The 17,052-nt window shown below is 56.9% G+C and carries 12 protein-coding genes; 7 read left to right on the top strand and 5 right to left on the bottom strand.

The window, feature by feature from the left end; translation table 11 throughout:
- Positions 1-1,960 precede the first annotated feature (1,960 nt).
- The 5 genes from ACQY1L_RS21560 to ACQY1L_RS21540 form a co-directional block, all read right to left on the bottom strand.
- Positions 1,961-2,773, bottom strand: a complete 813-nt coding sequence (locus tag ACQY1L_RS21560; protein WP_430244401.1) for a hypothetical protein — start codon at positions 2,771-2,773, stop codon at positions 1,961-1,963.
- A gap of 87 nt (positions 2,774-2,860) precedes the next feature.
- Complete coding sequence (locus tag ACQY1L_RS21555) at positions 2,861-3,364, bottom strand: very short patch repair endonuclease (protein WP_430262048.1); 504 nt, start codon at positions 3,362-3,364, stop codon at positions 2,861-2,863.
- Positions 3,361-3,912, bottom strand: a complete 552-nt coding sequence (locus ACQY1L_RS21550) for a hypothetical protein (protein ID WP_430244396.1) — start codon at positions 3,910-3,912, stop codon at positions 3,361-3,363. The genes ACQY1L_RS21555 and ACQY1L_RS21550 overlap by 4 nt, the downstream gene beginning before the upstream one ends.
- Positions 3,909-5,414 (bottom strand): DNA cytosine methyltransferase, encoded by a 1,506-nt coding sequence (locus tag ACQY1L_RS21545; protein ID WP_430244393.1) that lies wholly within the window; start codon positions 5,412-5,414, stop codon positions 3,909-3,911. Before ACQY1L_RS21545 ends, ACQY1L_RS21550 begins: the two co-directional genes overlap by 4 nt.
- Positions 5,415-5,564 (bottom strand): ribbon-helix-helix protein, CopG family, encoded by a 150-nt coding sequence (locus ACQY1L_RS21540; RefSeq protein WP_430262131.1) that lies wholly within the window; start codon positions 5,562-5,564, stop codon positions 5,415-5,417.
- A gap of 277 nt (positions 5,565-5,841) precedes the next feature.
- Between ACQY1L_RS21540 and ACQY1L_RS21535 the strand changes: the two genes are divergently transcribed.
- From ACQY1L_RS21535 to ACQY1L_RS21505, 7 genes are all read left to right on the top strand, one after another.
- Entirely contained in the window at positions 5,842-7,317 is a 1,476-nt protein-coding gene (locus tag ACQY1L_RS21535) for an ATP-binding protein (protein ID WP_430244391.1), read from the top strand.
- On the top strand, positions 7,304-10,003 hold the full coding sequence (locus ACQY1L_RS21530) for a Z1 domain-containing protein (protein ID WP_430244389.1): 2,700 nt from the start codon (positions 7,304-7,306) through the stop codon (positions 10,001-10,003). Before ACQY1L_RS21535 ends, ACQY1L_RS21530 begins: the two co-directional genes overlap by 14 nt.
- A 1-nt stretch (position 10,004) precedes the next feature.
- Positions 10,005-10,991 (top strand): PD-(D/E)XK motif protein, encoded by a 987-nt coding sequence (locus ACQY1L_RS21525; RefSeq protein WP_430244387.1) that lies wholly within the window; start codon positions 10,005-10,007, stop codon positions 10,989-10,991.
- Entirely contained in the window at positions 10,988-13,093 is a 2,106-nt protein-coding gene (locus tag ACQY1L_RS21520; protein WP_430244385.1) for an AIPR family protein, read from the top strand. Before ACQY1L_RS21525 ends, ACQY1L_RS21520 begins: the two co-directional genes overlap by 4 nt.
- Positions 13,094-13,326: 233 nt before the next feature.
- On the top strand, positions 13,327-14,547 hold the full coding sequence (locus tag ACQY1L_RS21515; protein WP_430244383.1) for an ABC-three component system protein: 1,221 nt from the start codon (positions 13,327-13,329) through the stop codon (positions 14,545-14,547).
- Positions 14,540-15,055: an ABC-three component system middle component 5 gene (locus ACQY1L_RS21510; RefSeq protein WP_430244381.1), complete on the top strand. Its 516-nt coding sequence runs from the start codon at positions 14,540-14,542 to the stop codon at positions 15,053-15,055. The genes ACQY1L_RS21515 and ACQY1L_RS21510 overlap by 8 nt, the downstream gene beginning before the upstream one ends.
- A complete protein-coding gene (locus ACQY1L_RS21505) occupies positions 15,052-16,974 on the top strand; it encodes an AAA family ATPase (RefSeq protein ID WP_430262046.1) in 1,923 nt (640 codons plus the stop codon). Before ACQY1L_RS21510 ends, ACQY1L_RS21505 begins: the two co-directional genes overlap by 4 nt.
- Positions 16,975-17,052 lie beyond the last annotated feature (78 nt).

Genomic DNA, 17,052 nt, shown 5'->3' with positions numbered 1-17,052 from the left:
GGTATTCGGATGACGTCGCGTGGATCAACGCCCCGGATAGCAAGCCCTCGATTACGTCCTAACCGGTTCAGTTTCGGCAATGATATGTCTGACGGAAGAGGCGGCGGTCGCTTCCCCTTGCTCGTCGCGATGCTTTGCAGACCCTCTCCGTCGGAGTAGCGCACGATACTCCATCCGGCTTTGGCCGCCGCCCGCAGCGCCTTCAAATTCGGCGCTTCTGCGGCGACTACGCAGATGGCGTCGCTGCGCTCGTTTTCCGCTCTGAACGCTGCACTCAGGTGCGGGTATTGCAGTGCGTCGGCGATTGAGACGGGTACCTCGCCTACGATTCTGTTGTCCGGCGCTAGGAGCTTTCCTGGAAGCTCACGTCGAACTACAGCTTCGACGAAGCCACGGAAATCTGGATCATGTCGGCGAACCGTGGCCTCGCCATGTAGAACCTGGGTTCGTTCGCCGCCGAGAGGCACCTCCGCCCAGGAGAACAACTCAGATTCGCGGTCTTTCAGACCCCCAGAAACCAGGCCGGCGGAGGATACCTCCGACGAGAGCACTGCTTCATTTCGGTCGCGTCGGATGCCCGATGCAATGGAAAGCAGAAGCGGCTCATAGCGCGGCCGGTCTTCGGTCAACCAAGCATGAAGCGGCGATCCTTCTCCGACTAGCTGTGCGGTGGCCGAAACCAGATCGGCAAACCGGCGATCGATCGATCGCTTTGAATTACCGACCCAGAACGGCGATCGCACGGTCGAGGTGTCGAGGATCGTGTTGAACAGCGGTGGCTCGGTTGCTACCGATCGATTCGCCAGGGCCGATGCCGGCATCTGTGGGGGCAGTGTCGGTGCCAGGATGCACAGTGGTGCGTCACGATGAGCGAAGGCTGCCTGAATCTGCGCGAGAGTGACGCGTCCCCTATCTCCGGCGAAAGATTCGTCATCGGCTACATAGATGATAACTGCGTACTGATCGAGCTTCGGAAAATGCGTCCCATCAGCGACTACGTCCAGCCTGGTTCGGAGGAGTTGTTCCGCTGGCGGTGACATCACGCCAGGTGTTCCGCGCCCGTCTGAATGGAGTGTCTCGCCCCAATCCGGCCTCCAGTCGGGCGCCCGTATATGGCGGAGGAGCAGCCGTGCTCGACCGCTGGAGGCAATGACGAGCACGCGAGCTAGGGTTTGGTCGATACGCAAACGCTGGTTTCGCTCGATAGGATCGACGGTCACTGCGAGAGGGCTGGCCTCTACTTGAGCTGTGGCATCGTCTTCGGCGAAGATCGGCGTCAGAATAGTGCCGATTTCGGCCGACAGGGCCGCGACGCGCTCGGCGTATGCCTGAAAAATTTGGTGCGCAAGGAACAGTTCGCGCAGCGCCTCGGGAAATTCGACCGTCAGCGAACCGGCCGTGCGGCCAACCTCCAGCCCACGGATGACGTCGGCAGCATTGTGTTCGCCAGCGGCCGCCAGCAGCCTGCGCGCTTCCACCATCAGGCGCTGACGCACGAAGATGTCGGACTGCCAGCGATCGGCTTCACCGGTGCCCCACTGTGCCTGGACATGCACATACGCCGCTTGTACGAGGGCTGCGCGGTCCACATCATCCGACGCCATCGCGAGGTCAAGAAGGATTAGCGGCGCGTTCGAAGCAATTTCTGCAACGCGGTCTCCGAGCTGCGCTACTATGATCGCCGGCGTACCGACGTAGACGTCACTTTTCCATAGCAGCACATCATGCCAGGAATCCCCAATTGATACCGCGCGCGCTGCGCCTGCCGGCAATCGGATGATGTCATCCGCTTCGAAAGGCTCAAACGCGAGGATGTCTCCGGAGTGGTCGCCATCAATGGAGCAAACCGCACAGTACCATGTATTTGATTGCGGGCCGGATGCATAGCAAGGCAGCGCTAACCCGTGTGAGCGTAGTGGCACATACCCAGCAAGCAGCAGGTCCGTGATGCCCTCGCCTATCATGAAAGCAGCTTTGTATCGGAGAAGTAGCGACGGACGATCCGTGAAATCTCTTCCTGGAGCTCGTTAGGCGCTGTGTTCGGCTGCCAGTCATATGTCCGCCATTCGATTGACAGTGCTTTCAGCTGGTTGATGAAGGAAGTGTTCTCCTGTCCATCATCGTCCAGATACTGCCGTGGAATTACCGCCAGAAGTACGTTGCCCTTGAGTGGTACGTTGTGGGAGGTTGCCATCTCAATGGCCGATGCTCGCTTGTCTGGCTGGTTGCTACCAGTGCGGGCCATGCCAGCGATCGCGTGATACCCAAGCGTCACGGTTTCATGCGCAGGCACGTCGGCAACAAGGCCGCTGCGCAATTCCCCGTTGAAATAGTCTTCAAGGGATTCGAACGCCCATCCGATTTGTCCGGTTGCCGCGGCATGGGAGGGCTCCAGCTCGAAATCTTCGAGGCAGACGAACTCGTCAGCCTGAGCTGCAAATATGCCCGCGTCTGCCCCACCGGTATCGAACGGGTAAACGTGGAATGGGGTCACGGCATCGGGTGACACTATGAAGACGAACGGAAATCGATTGATCCGCTCTGATTTCGCGTCGCCATCTTTGCGGCGATAGGCCGGCCGGAGAACGAAAAAATAGACGAGATCCCTGTCGAAAACCTTACAGCGGCGCACCTCAAACTGCCCGCTCTCGACGATCTCGCGAGCAAACCCCGTAGCGGTGACATGCACGAGCGGAAGCTTCTCGGGGAGAGTGCCGCGGTTGGCACGCGCGCGCAGCTGGCGTTGCGGTGTAAGGCCTTTGCGCCGACGCATCTTCTGAGGGGTTTTCGTCACGGTACCTCGCTCGCCAACAGGTGATCCGGTCGGTAAATGAACCCGCGGCGCTCGTTGTAGATGCGACTAGCCATCTATTTGGCCCGTCGATTTACTGCGGTTTGCGATTTCTCCTACAGATATCGCGCCCTTCAGAAATACCTCACAAAAATCCAGGATCTGTTCTTGTGGCCAGCGATCAGCACCTCGCAAAGAGCACTCCCATATGGTGAGAACTCGCCAACCAGCGCCGGATAAAGCTGCGCGGACCTTCGCGTCCCTTGATCTGTTTGTAGCGATCTTTGTTGCCCAGAAATCCGTACGGGTTGCCGGCATGCGAAACAGCGGGCAATCGTGGCCATGCCAAAAGCAACCGTGAACAAACAACACCGCGCGGCGCTTCGAGAAAACCATATCCGGGCGGCCAGGCAGGCCTTTATCGTGCAGGCGGTATCGATATCCGCGAGCGTGCAAACCACGGCGGATCAGCAACTCCGGGCGAGTGTCGCGCCCGCGGATCCTACTCATGTTATAACTTCGCACCTGCGGCGTGTGCACATCGGATCTCGGTTTCGGCACAGCAGGCTTCATGTTACGAACGCTGACTGTTGCGCTGGCGGTCTGACCGCAACGCGCGCTGGGATCGCCGGGAAAAGATCCGACAGTGCGGAGAAGCCGCTTTTGCCTTCGTCGAAAATGGCCACACTATGCTGCAGCTCGCCATTGGCTAACATCGCCACGAGGCCTGCCTGGACCAACTGATGCGAATGCCGCCCGACGAACGTGAGCAGGATCGGACTCGAGCCGTCGTTATGCGGCACTGATCTGATCAACGCGAAGTCTCTACTGTCGAGATCGCGGAAAACCTCGTGATCAAGCTGGCTGCCTCCAAGGCGCCAGTTCTTGCCGCCCTTATTTACCCGACGGATTTCCCTGTTCATGGCAGCGCCGAATAAGCAGATACAGTCGAAGTCGCCACCCTTCTCCTCGAAAACATCAGGATGAAGCAGTCGCTTTGCTGCGCGGGTTGTCAGGGCGATTGCGCGCTGGCGGCTGGCGGTTGCTTTCCGATGGGCCGCGAATAGCCCCATATCTGAGTCTGTCAGTGAACGGACGATGATAAGTTCGGAGCCGCTCAACGGGATACTCCGGACGTTGCGCGTGCTGTTTCTATGACGCCTTCCGCCTTGTTCAACTGAGCGTTCAGAGCTGTCCCGATATGCCATGCCAGAAGGGGAGGGACGGCATTACCAATCTGCCGGAAAGCAGGGTTCATAGTTCCGCTGAACGTGAAGCCATCCGGAAAGGACTGCAAGCGTGCCGCTTCGCGCACCGAGATGGGGCGCGCCTGTTCACTATCATAATGAATGTGACTGTACCCGTCCTTTCCGAGATGCGCGAGGAGAGTGCGTGCCGGACGGTCAGGTTCCATCTTCCGCCATTTATTGGGAAACTTGCTCGCGTCATATGGTGGAACGATGCTGGCTAAAAGAGCCTGCCATTCATGAGAGCCCTCGCCAGGATCCCGACCCGATGTTTTGAGCTCTTCCAGACGCGCTTCGAACAGTGAGAGAGCGTAGCGATGAGCCTCTGGGTATTGATCACCGGCCTGCAGGCCGGCGAAAATCTGATAATCCCGTGGCAAATATCGTATCACGTGATCGTAAACAGCGGACTTACCCTCAAAACCGGGCCAGCTGCGCATGGCCCGTGCGTAGTCTGTGTGTGCGTCGCCCTGGTGATAGGGGATGGCAATATCAAAAGCCCGTCGGCCTCTCCGTAACGTTCCTGCGGCGAGCATCTGGCGAGCGTTCATCGTCGGCAGATCGCCAATGGCATCCTGAGATGTGACGGCTGGCGCCATGTCAGCGCTTGCCAGAGGCGCTTCGCGATAGTGATGCACGTCACCGGCATTTTCCATGACGCCTAAAAGCTTCAACGCGACGGCACGAGTTCCGGTATACCCGGTTGGGAGATCTACCCAGTGAGTTGGCTGAGGCAGGAAGATGGTGTCAGCTACTTCCCGATGCACCGCGATCAGGATCATGCGTTCACGCATCTGCGGTACGCCATAGAATGCGGCGTTCATCAGAGAATACTGGCAGACGTAGTCCTTGGATGCCAGGACCTCCGCGATTTCCTCCGCCAGATTATGCCCGCCATGATTGAGCATGTCCGGTACGTTTTCCATAACGACAGCAAGCGGAGCACACGCTTCCACGTACCGTAGATACTCAATATAAAGCCGAGCCCTCGCATCATGGAGGAACGCTTCGGGATGGTCGGCAACCTCACGAAGCTTTGAACGGCCGACGCGGGCAAAAGCTTGGCATGGGGGGCCGCCGACCAGAACGTCTACGGCAAGTGACACATCCCCCAGGCCCAGCGCCTGAGCAAGCTTTGCGGGTGGCGTATCTGTGATATCTCGTGCAACGGAGTGCCGCGGATCGCCAGGATGAAAATTCTGGCCATGAGATTCAGCTGCATGGGCATCAAACTCTACAGAGCCAACGATGTCAAAGCCTGCGCGCTTGAAGCCGAGCGAAAGGCCTCCGCAACCTGAGAATAGATCAAGTACGCGTGGCGGTTTTCCGCCCGCACGGATCCTCTGCAGCTTATGGCGAGCGAGGCGCGCTTCCAATTAGCGGTCCTCCTTTACCAGAGGAAGCCTTAGCTGCCCCGTCTGCTCGCGCAGTAACCTCAGCACCGCGTGACGGATGACCCACGCCGCGGAGACCTGATTTGCGTCGGCCATAGCCTGAATCTGCTCATAGCAATCTGATGGCAGCATCACAGATGTGCGTACTGATTTGGTTTTTTCGGTCGCGAATCTTGCCATTAAAATCTCCGTCACAAGCAGTAATGCGGAGTGATGAAGTTTGCACCAGTTATATGTAGGTTTCACCAGAAAACTAAACTGCGGATGTCCATTCGAGCGACGGCAGCAGCGAAAATAGGGTGTGTTCGCGTTTCGATTGTTTATTCACAGTTGAATGTCGGTGCACGTGCCGATAGCGTCGCCCATACGTTAGATTCGAGTATCGAAGCTTCAAAGGCATGGGGGGAGAATGAAATTCGAAGCGAACCCTCCAGATGCGCTGTCTCTCATGATGTCTGCTCGCAGTTTTGGGAACTATGACCTTCCCGGCGCAATGGCCGATCTTATTGACAACAGCATCCAGGCTGGCGCCCGAGAGGTCGCTCTGACCTGCGACTTTGCCGGAGGCTCACCCAGTATCCGGATACGGGACGATGGTCATGGCATGTCGGGTGCGGAACTCAGGCAGGCAATGCGGCCAGCAAGTGCGAACCCGCTGACGGAGCGATCGCCGGATGATCTTGGCCGCTTTGGCTGGGGCATGAAATCGGCCTCGTTCTCGCAATGTACGCGGCTGACCGTGCTTTCCCGCCGGAATGACGAGATAAGTGGCTGTGTCTGGGATCTCGATGATGTCGACGGCTGGCGGATGGGTATTTTTGAGGCCGACGACATAGAAAATCTGGCTTCGGCTAAGCTGCTGGTGAAGGACGGTGTCGAGATTGTCTGGTCGAACTGCGACAGACTATCCGAGAACGGTACGCTGACTGTTACCGAATTCAACGCGCTGGTCGTTCACGCCCGCAATCGACTGGCCCTGATCTTCCATCGATATCTGGCCGGCGAAGTCCGCGGGCGTCGTCTCGTCATCCGGCTAAACGGCCAGAAAATTGATCCTTGGGACCCTTTCTACCGAGATCATGAGGCGACCCAGGAGCTTGAGCCCGAGTCGCTAAGGATCGCAGGGCGAACCATCGATATCCAGCCATTCATCCTACCGCACTACTCAAAACTGATCTCCAACCAGTATGATCGACTTGGCGGTGAAGAAGGTTTTCTCCGGAACCAGGGCTTCTACGTTTATCGGAACCATCGCCTGATTATCAGCGGCACCTGGTTCCGGCTTTTGCGCCACGGAGAGCTTTCCCAGCTGGTCCGCGTGCGCGTGGATATTCCGAATGCGCTTGATCACGTCTGGAAGATCACAATCGATAAATCGGATGCGCAGCTGCCGGCCGCCCTGCGTTCCCGCCTGCATCAGATTGTTGAGGGCCTGCGCCGGCGCTCCTCACGCGTCTATCGCTCCCGGGGCGGACGTCTTGACCGTTCCGGAACTACGTCAGTATGGAGCCGACACGCCCGGGCCGGCGAGATTCACTACTCGATCAATCGTGAGCACCCGATCATCGAGGCTCTACTTCAGGCCGGAAGCGATGAGCAGAAGCGCGCGGCCTCGGCAGCAATCAAGGTGATTGAACAGGCGTTTCCCGTTTCGGCTTTCGGGCGCGACGCTGTTGTGCAGATCGACTCTATCCATCAAACTCTGTCCGATCCCGAAGTGTTCCGCGCCGACCTGATGAGCGCACTCCCCCTGCTGTTAGACCAGGTGGATGGCGACATGGAAGCCCTGGTTGCGCTCCTCCGGGTAACCGAGCCGTGGTGCGAGGCGTGGAAGACGACCGAGACGGTACTTCAAGAAAAAGGGTGGCTCCGTGCAGAATCTTGACAGCGAGCTCGCATATTATATTCGCAAGCTCGGCCAGAAGTATGCGACTGAAGTTTCGCAGGGCGCATCGCTGCCCGATGGCGCCATCGCTGCGTTCGTCACCGCGGGACCCTTCGACCTTTCCGAAGAAGAGCTGGAATGGTTGATCCGCGAGCTGGAGCAGAGCTTTACCACAAGTCAGAAGCGCGGCGCGTCAGTCACCAACGACTTCAGGCCATGGCTGCGCGCGCGGCGGGAGCGCGGTGATATAGACTTCTACTACTGGAACCGGCTGCGGCGGTATTACCTGGAGGGCAATGTCATTCCGCCCCAGGTAGTCGCTACGCTGGATATCGTCACGGACGAGATTCTCGACTTCTCCGGCGATCCCCTCGATCCCGGCACAGGCGGTCGCCGTGGTATGGTCATGGGGCACGTTCAGTCGGGCAAGACGACCAACTACTCCGCCCTGATCTGTAAGGCGGCGGATGCTGGTTACAAGACGATCATCCTTCTTGCGGGCATCACAAACAGCCTCAGAGCTCAGACGCAGGAGCGCCTGGACGAGACTTTTATTGGTAAGAAGTCGGTGTTTCATGCCCTGGCGCAGGAACCGCTGCCGATTCAGACCTACTCGACCGTGAAGAGGTTTCCCGCATACGGCACGTCACGCGACCGGGACTTCACCCGTGATGCCGCCGGCATGTTCTTCAGTCTTGATGCGCACAGCGAGCCTATCATCTTCGTCAGCAAGAAAAACAAAGCGCCGCTGACCCGGCTCAGGGACTGGCTCATCGAACAGGGCCATGGCGCTCCGATCGCGTCGCCGCTCCTGCTGATCGACGATGAAGCGGACAACGCCTCCATCAACACTGCCAAAAACCCCGCAGCGACCACCGCCATAAATGGGGTGATCCGGGAGATTCTTGCGCTCTTCGAACGCCGGTCCTACGTTGGCTACACCGCTACGCCTTTCGCGAATATCTTCATTGATCCTGACAACGAAGACGCGATGCTCCACGATGATCTCTTTCCCAAGCACTTCATCAAGGCGCTCGATCCCCCCTCAAACTATGTCGGCGCATCACGCGTGTTTGCCGCCGATGGTGATCTGCGGCGAACAATGACCATCGTCATCAACGACTACGGCCAGCTCCTGCCCCTGCGGCACAAGGCCGAGCATCCGGTCACTGCGCTTCCGGGATCGTTGCTGACTGCGATCCGTGTTTTTGTCCTCACCCGTGCAGTGCGTGGGCTTCGCGGTCAGGGCGACAGCCATTGCTCCATGATGATCAATGTGAGCCGATTCAATGCGATTCAGGAGAAGGTCTACGGTCTGGTCTATGCTTACCTGGACGCGCTCAAGGACGCTGCGGCAGTCAGCGCCGGGCTGAGCGCAAACGCGTTTGGCGATCCGGTCATTGCCCTTCTTAAGGCAGACTTTGACAGGGAGTTCGCGTCGGCGGGTGCTTCATTCCAGGAAGTGCTCGGGGTTCTGAACGAAGCCGCCGGCAGCATTATCCCTGTGACCGTGAACATGAAGGGTGGCGCACTGGAGTACAGCCGCAACAAGGCCAAGGGGCTGCATGTCATCGCGATCGGAGGTCTGGCCCTGTCGCGAGGACTGACGCTGGAGGGCCTGACTGTCTCCTATATCCTGCGGAACACAGCAGCCTCCGACACCCTCATGCAGATGGCCCGATGGTTCGGCTATCGCCCCGACTATGATGATCTGTGCCGGGTCTACCTGCCCCAGGCCTCACTCGACCACTATGAGGAGATCAATGAGGCGATCGAGGAGCTACGTGATGAAGTCGGTCGAATGCAGGCGCTTGGACTGACACCCGAGCATTTCGGTCTCAAGGTGCGCCAAAGCCCCACCGCCATCCGCATCACGGCGGCGAACAAGATGCGTTCGGCAACCCAGATGACGGTCGCGCAGGACTATTCGACACGCCACCTCGAAGGTTACATCCTGCCCAACGATCAGAAGATCAACGCCGCCAATCTCGAGGAAGTGAAGACATTTCTCGGCGGAGTGGGTGAACCATCGGCCGCGTTCACAGACGACAAGACAGTCATCTGGCGCGGCGTTACGGGCGCGCGCGTTCTGGCACTCCTGAAGGGGTTCACCTTCTCATCCGCCCACGGGGACCTTGGCCTGATCAGCGGTGGCAGCAGCCTGTTCATCGACTACTTTGCGGACCGGCTCCGGGACGAACTTGCGGAGTGGGATGTCGCCATTCCGCATCCCAAGTCCGGAACTGTCCCCAACGACGTGATCGTGACTGGCCATAGTTTTCCATTGCGGCAGCGACTCTCCGGCACGGTCGTCGATGGTGGCTTCCGCGTAACCGGCGGCAAGAACAGGGTCGCCGACCCCGACGATGCCCAGATTGCTCTGACTGAAGACCAGCTGGTCGATGGACGAGCTGAAAAGGCGCGGGAGGGAGGTCTGCGCGGAGATAAGGCCTACTGCATCCAGAGAACCCGGCCTCTGCTCCTCATCCATATCTTCACAACGGGTGAAGGGACCGTAGATCTGAAGTTGAGTGGCCCCGTGGTCTCGCTAAGCTTCTGCCTGCCGGCTACCCGGCGAGAAGCTGTGGCGCGCACCTATCAGGTCAATGCTGTCTATCGCCGACAGATTCAGATGGAAGCAGACAGCGAGGCCGAGGACGACGAAGCCATGCTGGAGGAAGGCTGACGTGACAGTCGATGAATGGAAAGACATCGCCGCAGCAGCGGGGCCAACGTCGGACAACGTGCGCCGTGCCGACGCCGGACATCCTCTTGAGTTCTTCCGCGGCAGAGATTTCGCAGGCCGCTATCTGCTATCACTAGCGGCGGAGACCACGGCGGAAGGTTTGCCTAACCTGCCACGTCTCAATGGAATCGAGGTGCGGCTTGAGAAGATCTCACCGGGCAGGGTGCGGCTCGTACTGACACTTCTGGACCGGAATCAGTTCGACCTGTTCCGGGATCTTGCAGATCATCTGCTCAAGGCGACAGCCGGTGTGGCGAGGGGCGACAATTCCGCAGGCCTGAAACTCGTCCTGCGTAGGCTGCGGTCATGGCATGATCTGCTTCGCCGCCGGCGTGACGACCTGCTTTCCGATTCCGAGGCAATTGGATTGGCCGGGGAACTGGTGTTTCTCCGCGATCAGGTCCTCGCTCGGCGAACACCGACCGAGGCGGCTCTGTCCTGGAGGGGAGCGCATCGCGATGAACAGGATTTCGCCCTGGGCCACTGGCAGATCGAGATCAAGACCCAGCTTTCGACATCTGATCAACGGCTGCAAGTCTCGTCGGAGGCCCAGCTTGATGCTGGATCAGCCCGGTTGTTGATCTGTCATCAGACTCTGGCGCCCGCGCCCGTCGCCGCACCGGGTAGCTTCACGCTGAATTCGCTCGTTAATGAGATCACGGCGCAGATGGAGGATATTGGCGACGTCGGCCGGGACGCTTTCGAAACGGCGCTCGAAGCTATGGGCTACGTCAATCGCGCCGAATACGATGAGATGTGCTGGGTCGCCACCTCCTGCCGAGCTTTTGAAGTTACTGAGCGGTTTCCTCGTATCGTTCCTGCGATGCTACCGTCAGGCGTCCAGAACGTGCGCTATGACATCGCCCTAAGGGAGTGCGAACCCTTCGCCGTGAATTTTGACCTTGCCATGGGCCAGGCATTCGCATGAGCCCCGATCTCGATGAGGCGTTTTCCGCATTCTGGGATGACCTTCTCTTCGAGGCGGAGGCATCCGCAGAGCCCCTGGGACGAGCGTTCTTCCAACTGTACTCGAACCTCGCCACGCAGAATGGGGACTGTCTCGATCTCGCCTACGCGCCGGCCCATCGGGAGGGCCGAGGCGGATATTGGATCGATGGTTATGCACTCGACGCTGAACGCGGCGACCTCTTCCTCGCTATTTCCGACTTCCGATCGGACCGGCAGCTTGAAACCCTCAATGCCGCCCAGATCGATGCGCTGTTCGAGCGGGTGCGCCGCTTCTGCCAGCTGGCGGTACAGCCAACCTTCATCAACGCGCTAGAGGAGACAAGTCCGACCTTCGAGGCCGCGTGGATAGTCCATTCGCACCGTTCGGCGATCCGGAGAATCCGGGTGATCGCTCTATCCAACGCCCGCCTGTCGACACGGCGGAAGCCGGAAATGACCGGGGAAGTGCTTGGCGTACCATTCGTCTGTAATGTTCTCGATTTCGCGCGATACGTCGATATTTCGGCGGCGCACGGAGGCGCCGAGCCCATCGAGATCAACGTGACCGAGCTGAATGGCGAGCCCCTCCCGTGTCTGCCCGCTCATGACATTGGTGGCGACCATGCCTCCTACTTGGTGGCCGTTCCGGGCCGGCTTCTCGCTGACATCTACGGACTCTACGGCGCACGCCTTCTTGAGCAGAACGTCCGGACGTTTCTTCAGGCGAAGACGAAGGTGAATGCAGGGATAATCAAAACCCTCGAGACGGCCCCAGAGATGTTCTTCGCCTACAACAACGGACTGACGGCGACCGCCTCGGGTATCAGCACGTCGAGGCTGCCGGATGGCACATTGGGGATCGCTGAGATCGAGAACCTCCAGATCGTGAATGGCGGGCAGACGACGGCTTCGATTCTCTACGCAAGCGACCAGCGAAAGGCAGATTTGACGGGCGTCTTCGTCCAGATGAAGCTGTCCGTCGTGAATCCCCAACGGCTGGAGGAGATCGTTCCAAAGATCTCCCGGTTTGCAAACACTCAGAACAAGGTCAGCGAGGCCGACTTCTTCGCCAGCCACCCGGTTCATCTTGTGCTCGAACAGATCTCCCGCCGCCAGACCGCGCCTGCAAAACCAGGATCGCTTTCAGGATCCAAGTGGTTCTATGAACGTGCCAGGGGCCAATACCGTGACCGGCTGGCGTATGGTACGCCCGCAGAGCGCAGTCGGTTCGAACTCGAGTTTCCGCGCGACCAGTTCATTGATAAGACGGAGCTTGCCAAAGTTGAGGTTACATTCGACTGCCGGCCCCATATTGTCAGCCGCCATGGTCAGAAGTGCTTTCTTGAGTTTGCTGAGACAATGGGCAAGGTGTGGACGGCCTCAGAGGCGACCTTTAACGAACTTTGGTTTCGTCGAGCTGTCGCCAAGGCTATTACATTCCACTGGACCGACAAGATGGTTGGAACTTCCGCTTGGTACAAGGAAGATCGAGGCTACAAGGTCCAGATTGTGACCTACACAATCGCTTGGCTAGTTCACCATCTCCAGAGCCAGGACCTCGAACTAGACCTCGATATCGTTTGGCAGCGACAGGAACTTCCTGAAGAGATCGGGGCCGCCGTGCGCGAACTTGCACCGCAAGTCGCTGCTACTTTGAAGGACGCACCGCCTCAGGTTCGAAATATCGACAGCTACTGCAAGCTGCAGGCTTGCTGGGCGGCTGTTTCGGGAGCCAAGTACAGCTTTTCAAGCTCGCTCGATGGCTTTGTCATTGACCGCACCGAAGCGGAGCGAGCGCGGAAGCAGGCCATTGCGGCGAAGAAAATTGATACCGACATCGATTTCGACCGGGTAATTGTCGCGATGCTGGAAGACACTGAGCCATACCTGACATTCGCAAGGGCAAAGCGTCTTCTGACGCCAAAGTCCGACGCTGCTCTGCGGCGACTGACCCGGGGCGACATCCGGCTGGCTGGAACCGAACGCAATGCCCTTAAGTACATGCTGGAAAAGATGCAGCAGGCTGGTTTTGAATTTCCGGCTGCCTCGAATTCGGCGCCAGTGGAAAGGGACGTACGGTGACTCGTCCGCGCCTCGCGAATTGTTGTGAAGCGCAAAAATTTCAGGCTGCACTTGCATTGTGACTGCTCTCGAAACTGAAAACCCTTCTGCACGTCACGTCCGAGGCGGACCGTTTCCAAGATCCTTTGGGCAAGTGTCGTTCCGCGGGTTGTTTTCACTTTAATACAACTTAAAACTGATGTTGAACTTGACACCGGCATAGCCAAGCCCTCAATTCGGTGCGGGGAGTAAGTATGTCTGATTCAAGTTTTGACTACATTTTTGGTGAACGCGCAAAGCCGTGCGGCAAAGCACCGTTTGATATCGTGTTTGTGCATGGGTTTACAGGGGATCATCAGGCAACCTGGACTCACGCAAATGGTGAATTTTGGCCCAGATGGCTTGCCGAAGATTTTCCATCGATAAACGTCTATTCAGCAGGCTATGACTCGTCGGTCTTCGTCAGTATTATGAAAGGCGGCGGTGCGAGCCTAGGGGATAGGGCTAGTATTTTGCTCGATAGACTTGGCAGCCGACCCACGCCGGACCGGCCTATCGTCTTTATTACACACAGCTTGGGCGGCCTAATCGTCAAGCAGATGCTTCGTAAATCGCTCGACGCATCGAATGAACGCCGCAAGCGGTTGTGTAAAAATGCACTGGGTGTTGTTTTTATTGCTACGCCGCATCAGGGCGCGCAGTTCGCCAAATCCGTGACCGCAATTTTGCGGGTGATTTCCTCAAAAACGCTGAAAGAATTGGAGCATGGTTCAGATGCCCTTCTGGATCTAAGTTCGTGGTTCAGCAATTGGGCCAATTCTATCAAGTTACAAGTTGAGTGCTACTACGAAATTGAGAGCCACAAGGGGGTGCTGGTCGTCGACCAGATGACGGCAAATCCGAACGTATTTGGTTGCGATCCCGTTGCAATCCAGGCTGATCATGTAAGTATTACGAAGCTAGAAAACCGTAGTTCTCAACTGTACCAATCGCTCAAAATGGTGATGGATGATCTCCTCATCACATGCGGGAGTGCTGGCGGGACGGATGGTAATGGAGCGCAGAGCGACGAGATACAGGGTGAATTCACAGCCTACACCTCACACGCCCGAGTAGACCGTCGCACGCTGGCAGTGAAGTTGCGGGACGCGGACCGTGCGCATGAAATTCCACGAGCTGAGAGCCAAAAAGAACGGTTCAGTATGACGCTCCAGCGTAATATCGCCCAGCCTGCCGCTGTTAGGCGTTATACTCGCTTGATGTCTAACATCGAGACCCGGTTTCACCGATATGTCCACCCCGCCATCGCTGCGGGCCAAAACGCGACCGTCGTTGATGCGCTGTTGCAGGAGAATGTCCTTGATCCCTGCTTGAAAGCTCATGATGAGGACGGCGTTGACGGTACGCCTGCGATGGTCGATAGCGCGTTCTACTACCTAGCTGGCAATTGTCATGTGGGATGGGACAATGGCTAATCTACGCGTATGGCACGCCTCGAGAGATCCATACCATTGTGCGTTTAGAGTTTTACGCCTTCTCGTCGCGAAAAATAATGCGGTTGAACTTGAGCGAGTACGCATCCTCGATATGTTTTTGCTGTACCCCTCTCTCTTACACCGTTCATCGATGCCCCAACCCGTGAAAACCTTGTTTCGCGAACTGGATATTCCAAAGCCAGAGAAGATATTTATTAGGCTTCCCAGCCCATCGTCTGTTTTTCAGGATCTTCGGATTTATCAAAACTCGGCCATCGCGCAGTTAGTCGCCAGGGGCATTGTAACATCATCCGGCCTTCAACAGGGTCTTCTCGCTAGGTCGATTGGCGAGCTGCCTGAAGCCCTCAACAAGCAGATTATTCAGAAAAACCTTGAAGACGGAGGCCTGACAGCCTTTCTAACTGGCCCATTTTCAACGATTCCCCTTCGAGGGGCTGACAGCATGTATCGTAAAGCTGGGCTTCCGGTTCGGGCAATTGCCGCATGACGGCGCACTTAAAGCTTAACCGGCTTAGCGTGCATCGTGGAAGGCACATCCTTTACGACGAGCTGTTTCACGACGGCGTAAATATTATCCATGGCGATAACGGCTCCGGAAAGAGCACCATTGCCGATTTTATCTATTTCGCTCTGGGTGGCGATTTGCGTGAATGGCGCAAGGAGGCGGCGCTTGCGGACTATGTTCTGGCTGAGGTAACAGCAGGTAAGGCAGTCCTCACTCTAAAGCGAGAAATTTCGGACACCGGCGGTCGACCGGTACAAATATTTTTCGGCACCTATGAAAATGCGGTCACTGCTGATTTGCGGACCTGGGAAACATTTCCATATCGTCGTCCAGAGACGGGCTACAGCTTCAGTCAGGTGCTTTTCAACGCCATAGGTATTCCGGAAGCGATCAGCGATGGTGTTAGCAACATTACCATGCATCAGCTGCTTCGCGTGCTTTACTCGGATCAGCTGACACCTATTCAGCGTATATTCCGCGTCGAAAGTTTTGACACGTGGCAAACTCGCCAGGCGGTCGGCGATTTGCTTTGTGGGCTTGGCGGCTACGATTTGTATGCGTTGCAGCTTTTCGTTCGGGACCTCGAGAAAGAATATAATGACGTCTCGACACGTTTGAAGAGTTTAATCGCGGTGGCTAGCAGCCATGGTGATGGTGTGCTCATTGAGAACATATCTGCTGCAGTGACCAATACTGTGGCGCGTCGTAACACCTTACATGGAGAAATGTTGCAGCTTTTAGAGCGTGCAAATGACGCCGTTTTTAGCTCCGAAGCCGATCAGTTAGTAAAGCGTCAACGGCGGGATTTAGCCGAGGCGAAGTCACGGGCGGCAGCTCTATATGATCAGATCGAAACTCTTGAGTTCGAGATTACCGACGCCGAGCAATTCATCGATCACCTCCGAGAGGCTGTTGATGAATTTGACGATGCTTCATCGACCTTCTTTGCACTGGGTGCTGTCCGATTTGAATTTTGCCCCTCATGCTTCGCGCCACTGGCAAGTGCCCATGTCCATGATGAGGAGAACTGTCATCTATGCGGCACGACCACCGCAGCAGGACACGATGAAACACGGGCACTTGCGGTAAAGCTCGACCTCGAAATGCAAATAAATGAATCCGTTCATCTCCAGACAGAAAGGGAACGGCTGGTTGCAAATCTCAAAGCACAACTTCGGACAGCCAATGCAACACTGAAGACCGCCTTAGCCTCAAGCGAGCTTGGTCGCCGCAGTGCCGCCTCGAGGTTTGAAAATGTGTTGGCGGACGTTAGCCGGAAGATTGGATATCTCGACCGAGAGATAGAACAACTCCAGCAACGCGGCGCCCTTGCCGAGCAGATTGGTCGGCTTGCCGAAGAAAAGTCGGTTCTGAACGCACGCATCAGCGAAATGAAAGACCGAATTTCAGCGACAGAAACCTCTCAGAAACGCCGAAAGGCTATTGCCTTCACCGCAATAGCCGACAAGATGAAATACCTTTTATCACGCGACCTCGCGGAACACAGTGACTTCGGGGAGGTTGATGCGATTACGTTTGATTTCGCTGGCGACTGGATAGCGATCAACGGTGATAAAAACCGTGTCGGCAGCGCCAGCGGCATGGTGGTTTTGAAAAATAGCTTCTTGCTCAGCATGTTCATGGCCTCGCTGAGCGACGAAAAATTCAACCTGCCTCGCTTCATGCTTATGGATAACATCGAAGATAAAGGAATGGTGCAGGAGCGATCCTGGAACTTCCAGCGATTAATCGTGGAAGCCAGCAATGATGCAACGGTAAAAAATCAAATCATCTTTTCAACGTCCAAGATTGCTCCGGAACTCGCGGACACTCAGTATGTCGTAGGACGGAAGTATACAAAAGCAAGCCGCACTCTTCGAATATTGTCAGCAAATAGTTAGAGTCTGCAGGCGCCGCTAACTTGGCAAAAACTGCTGCTCTCTCTCCTGCGCGCGCCGTGCCGCAAAGGTATTCGAGCG

The organism is Neorhizobium sp. DAR64862/K0K3, from assembly GCF_050500185.1.
In the GTDB taxonomy this organism is placed as follows: domain Bacteria; phylum Pseudomonadota; class Alphaproteobacteria; order Rhizobiales; family Rhizobiaceae; genus Neorhizobium; species Neorhizobium soli.
Note: the sequence above shows the minus strand (reverse complement) of the source record. Positions and strands in the feature narration are given on the sequence as shown.

Coding starts and splice junctions, on each gene's coding strand:
- ACQY1L_RS21560 (WP_430244401.1), bottom strand. CDS start 2,773: ATGCGTCGGCGCAAAGGCCTTACACCGCAACGCCAGCTGCGCGCGCGT.
- ACQY1L_RS21555 (WP_430262048.1), bottom strand. CDS start 3,364: ATGAAGCCTGCTGTGCCGAAACCGAGATCCGATGTGCACACGCCGCAG.
- ACQY1L_RS21540 (WP_430262131.1), bottom strand. CDS start 5,564: ATGCTGCCATCAGATTGCTATGAGCAGATTCAGGCTATGGCCGACGCA.
- ACQY1L_RS21535 (WP_430244391.1), top strand. CDS start 5,842: ATGAAATTCGAAGCGAACCCTCCAGATGCGCTGTCTCTCATGATGTCT.
- ACQY1L_RS21520 (WP_430244385.1), top strand. CDS start 10,988: ATGAGCCCCGATCTCGATGAGGCGTTTTCCGCATTCTGGGATGACCTT.
- ACQY1L_RS21515 (WP_430244383.1), top strand. CDS start 13,327: ATGTCTGATTCAAGTTTTGACTACATTTTTGGTGAACGCGCAAAGCCG.
- ACQY1L_RS21510 (WP_430244381.1), top strand. CDS start 14,540: ATGGCTAATCTACGCGTATGGCACGCCTCGAGAGATCCATACCATTGT.
- ACQY1L_RS21505 (WP_430262046.1), top strand. CDS start 15,052: ATGACGGCGCACTTAAAGCTTAACCGGCTTAGCGTGCATCGTGGAAGG.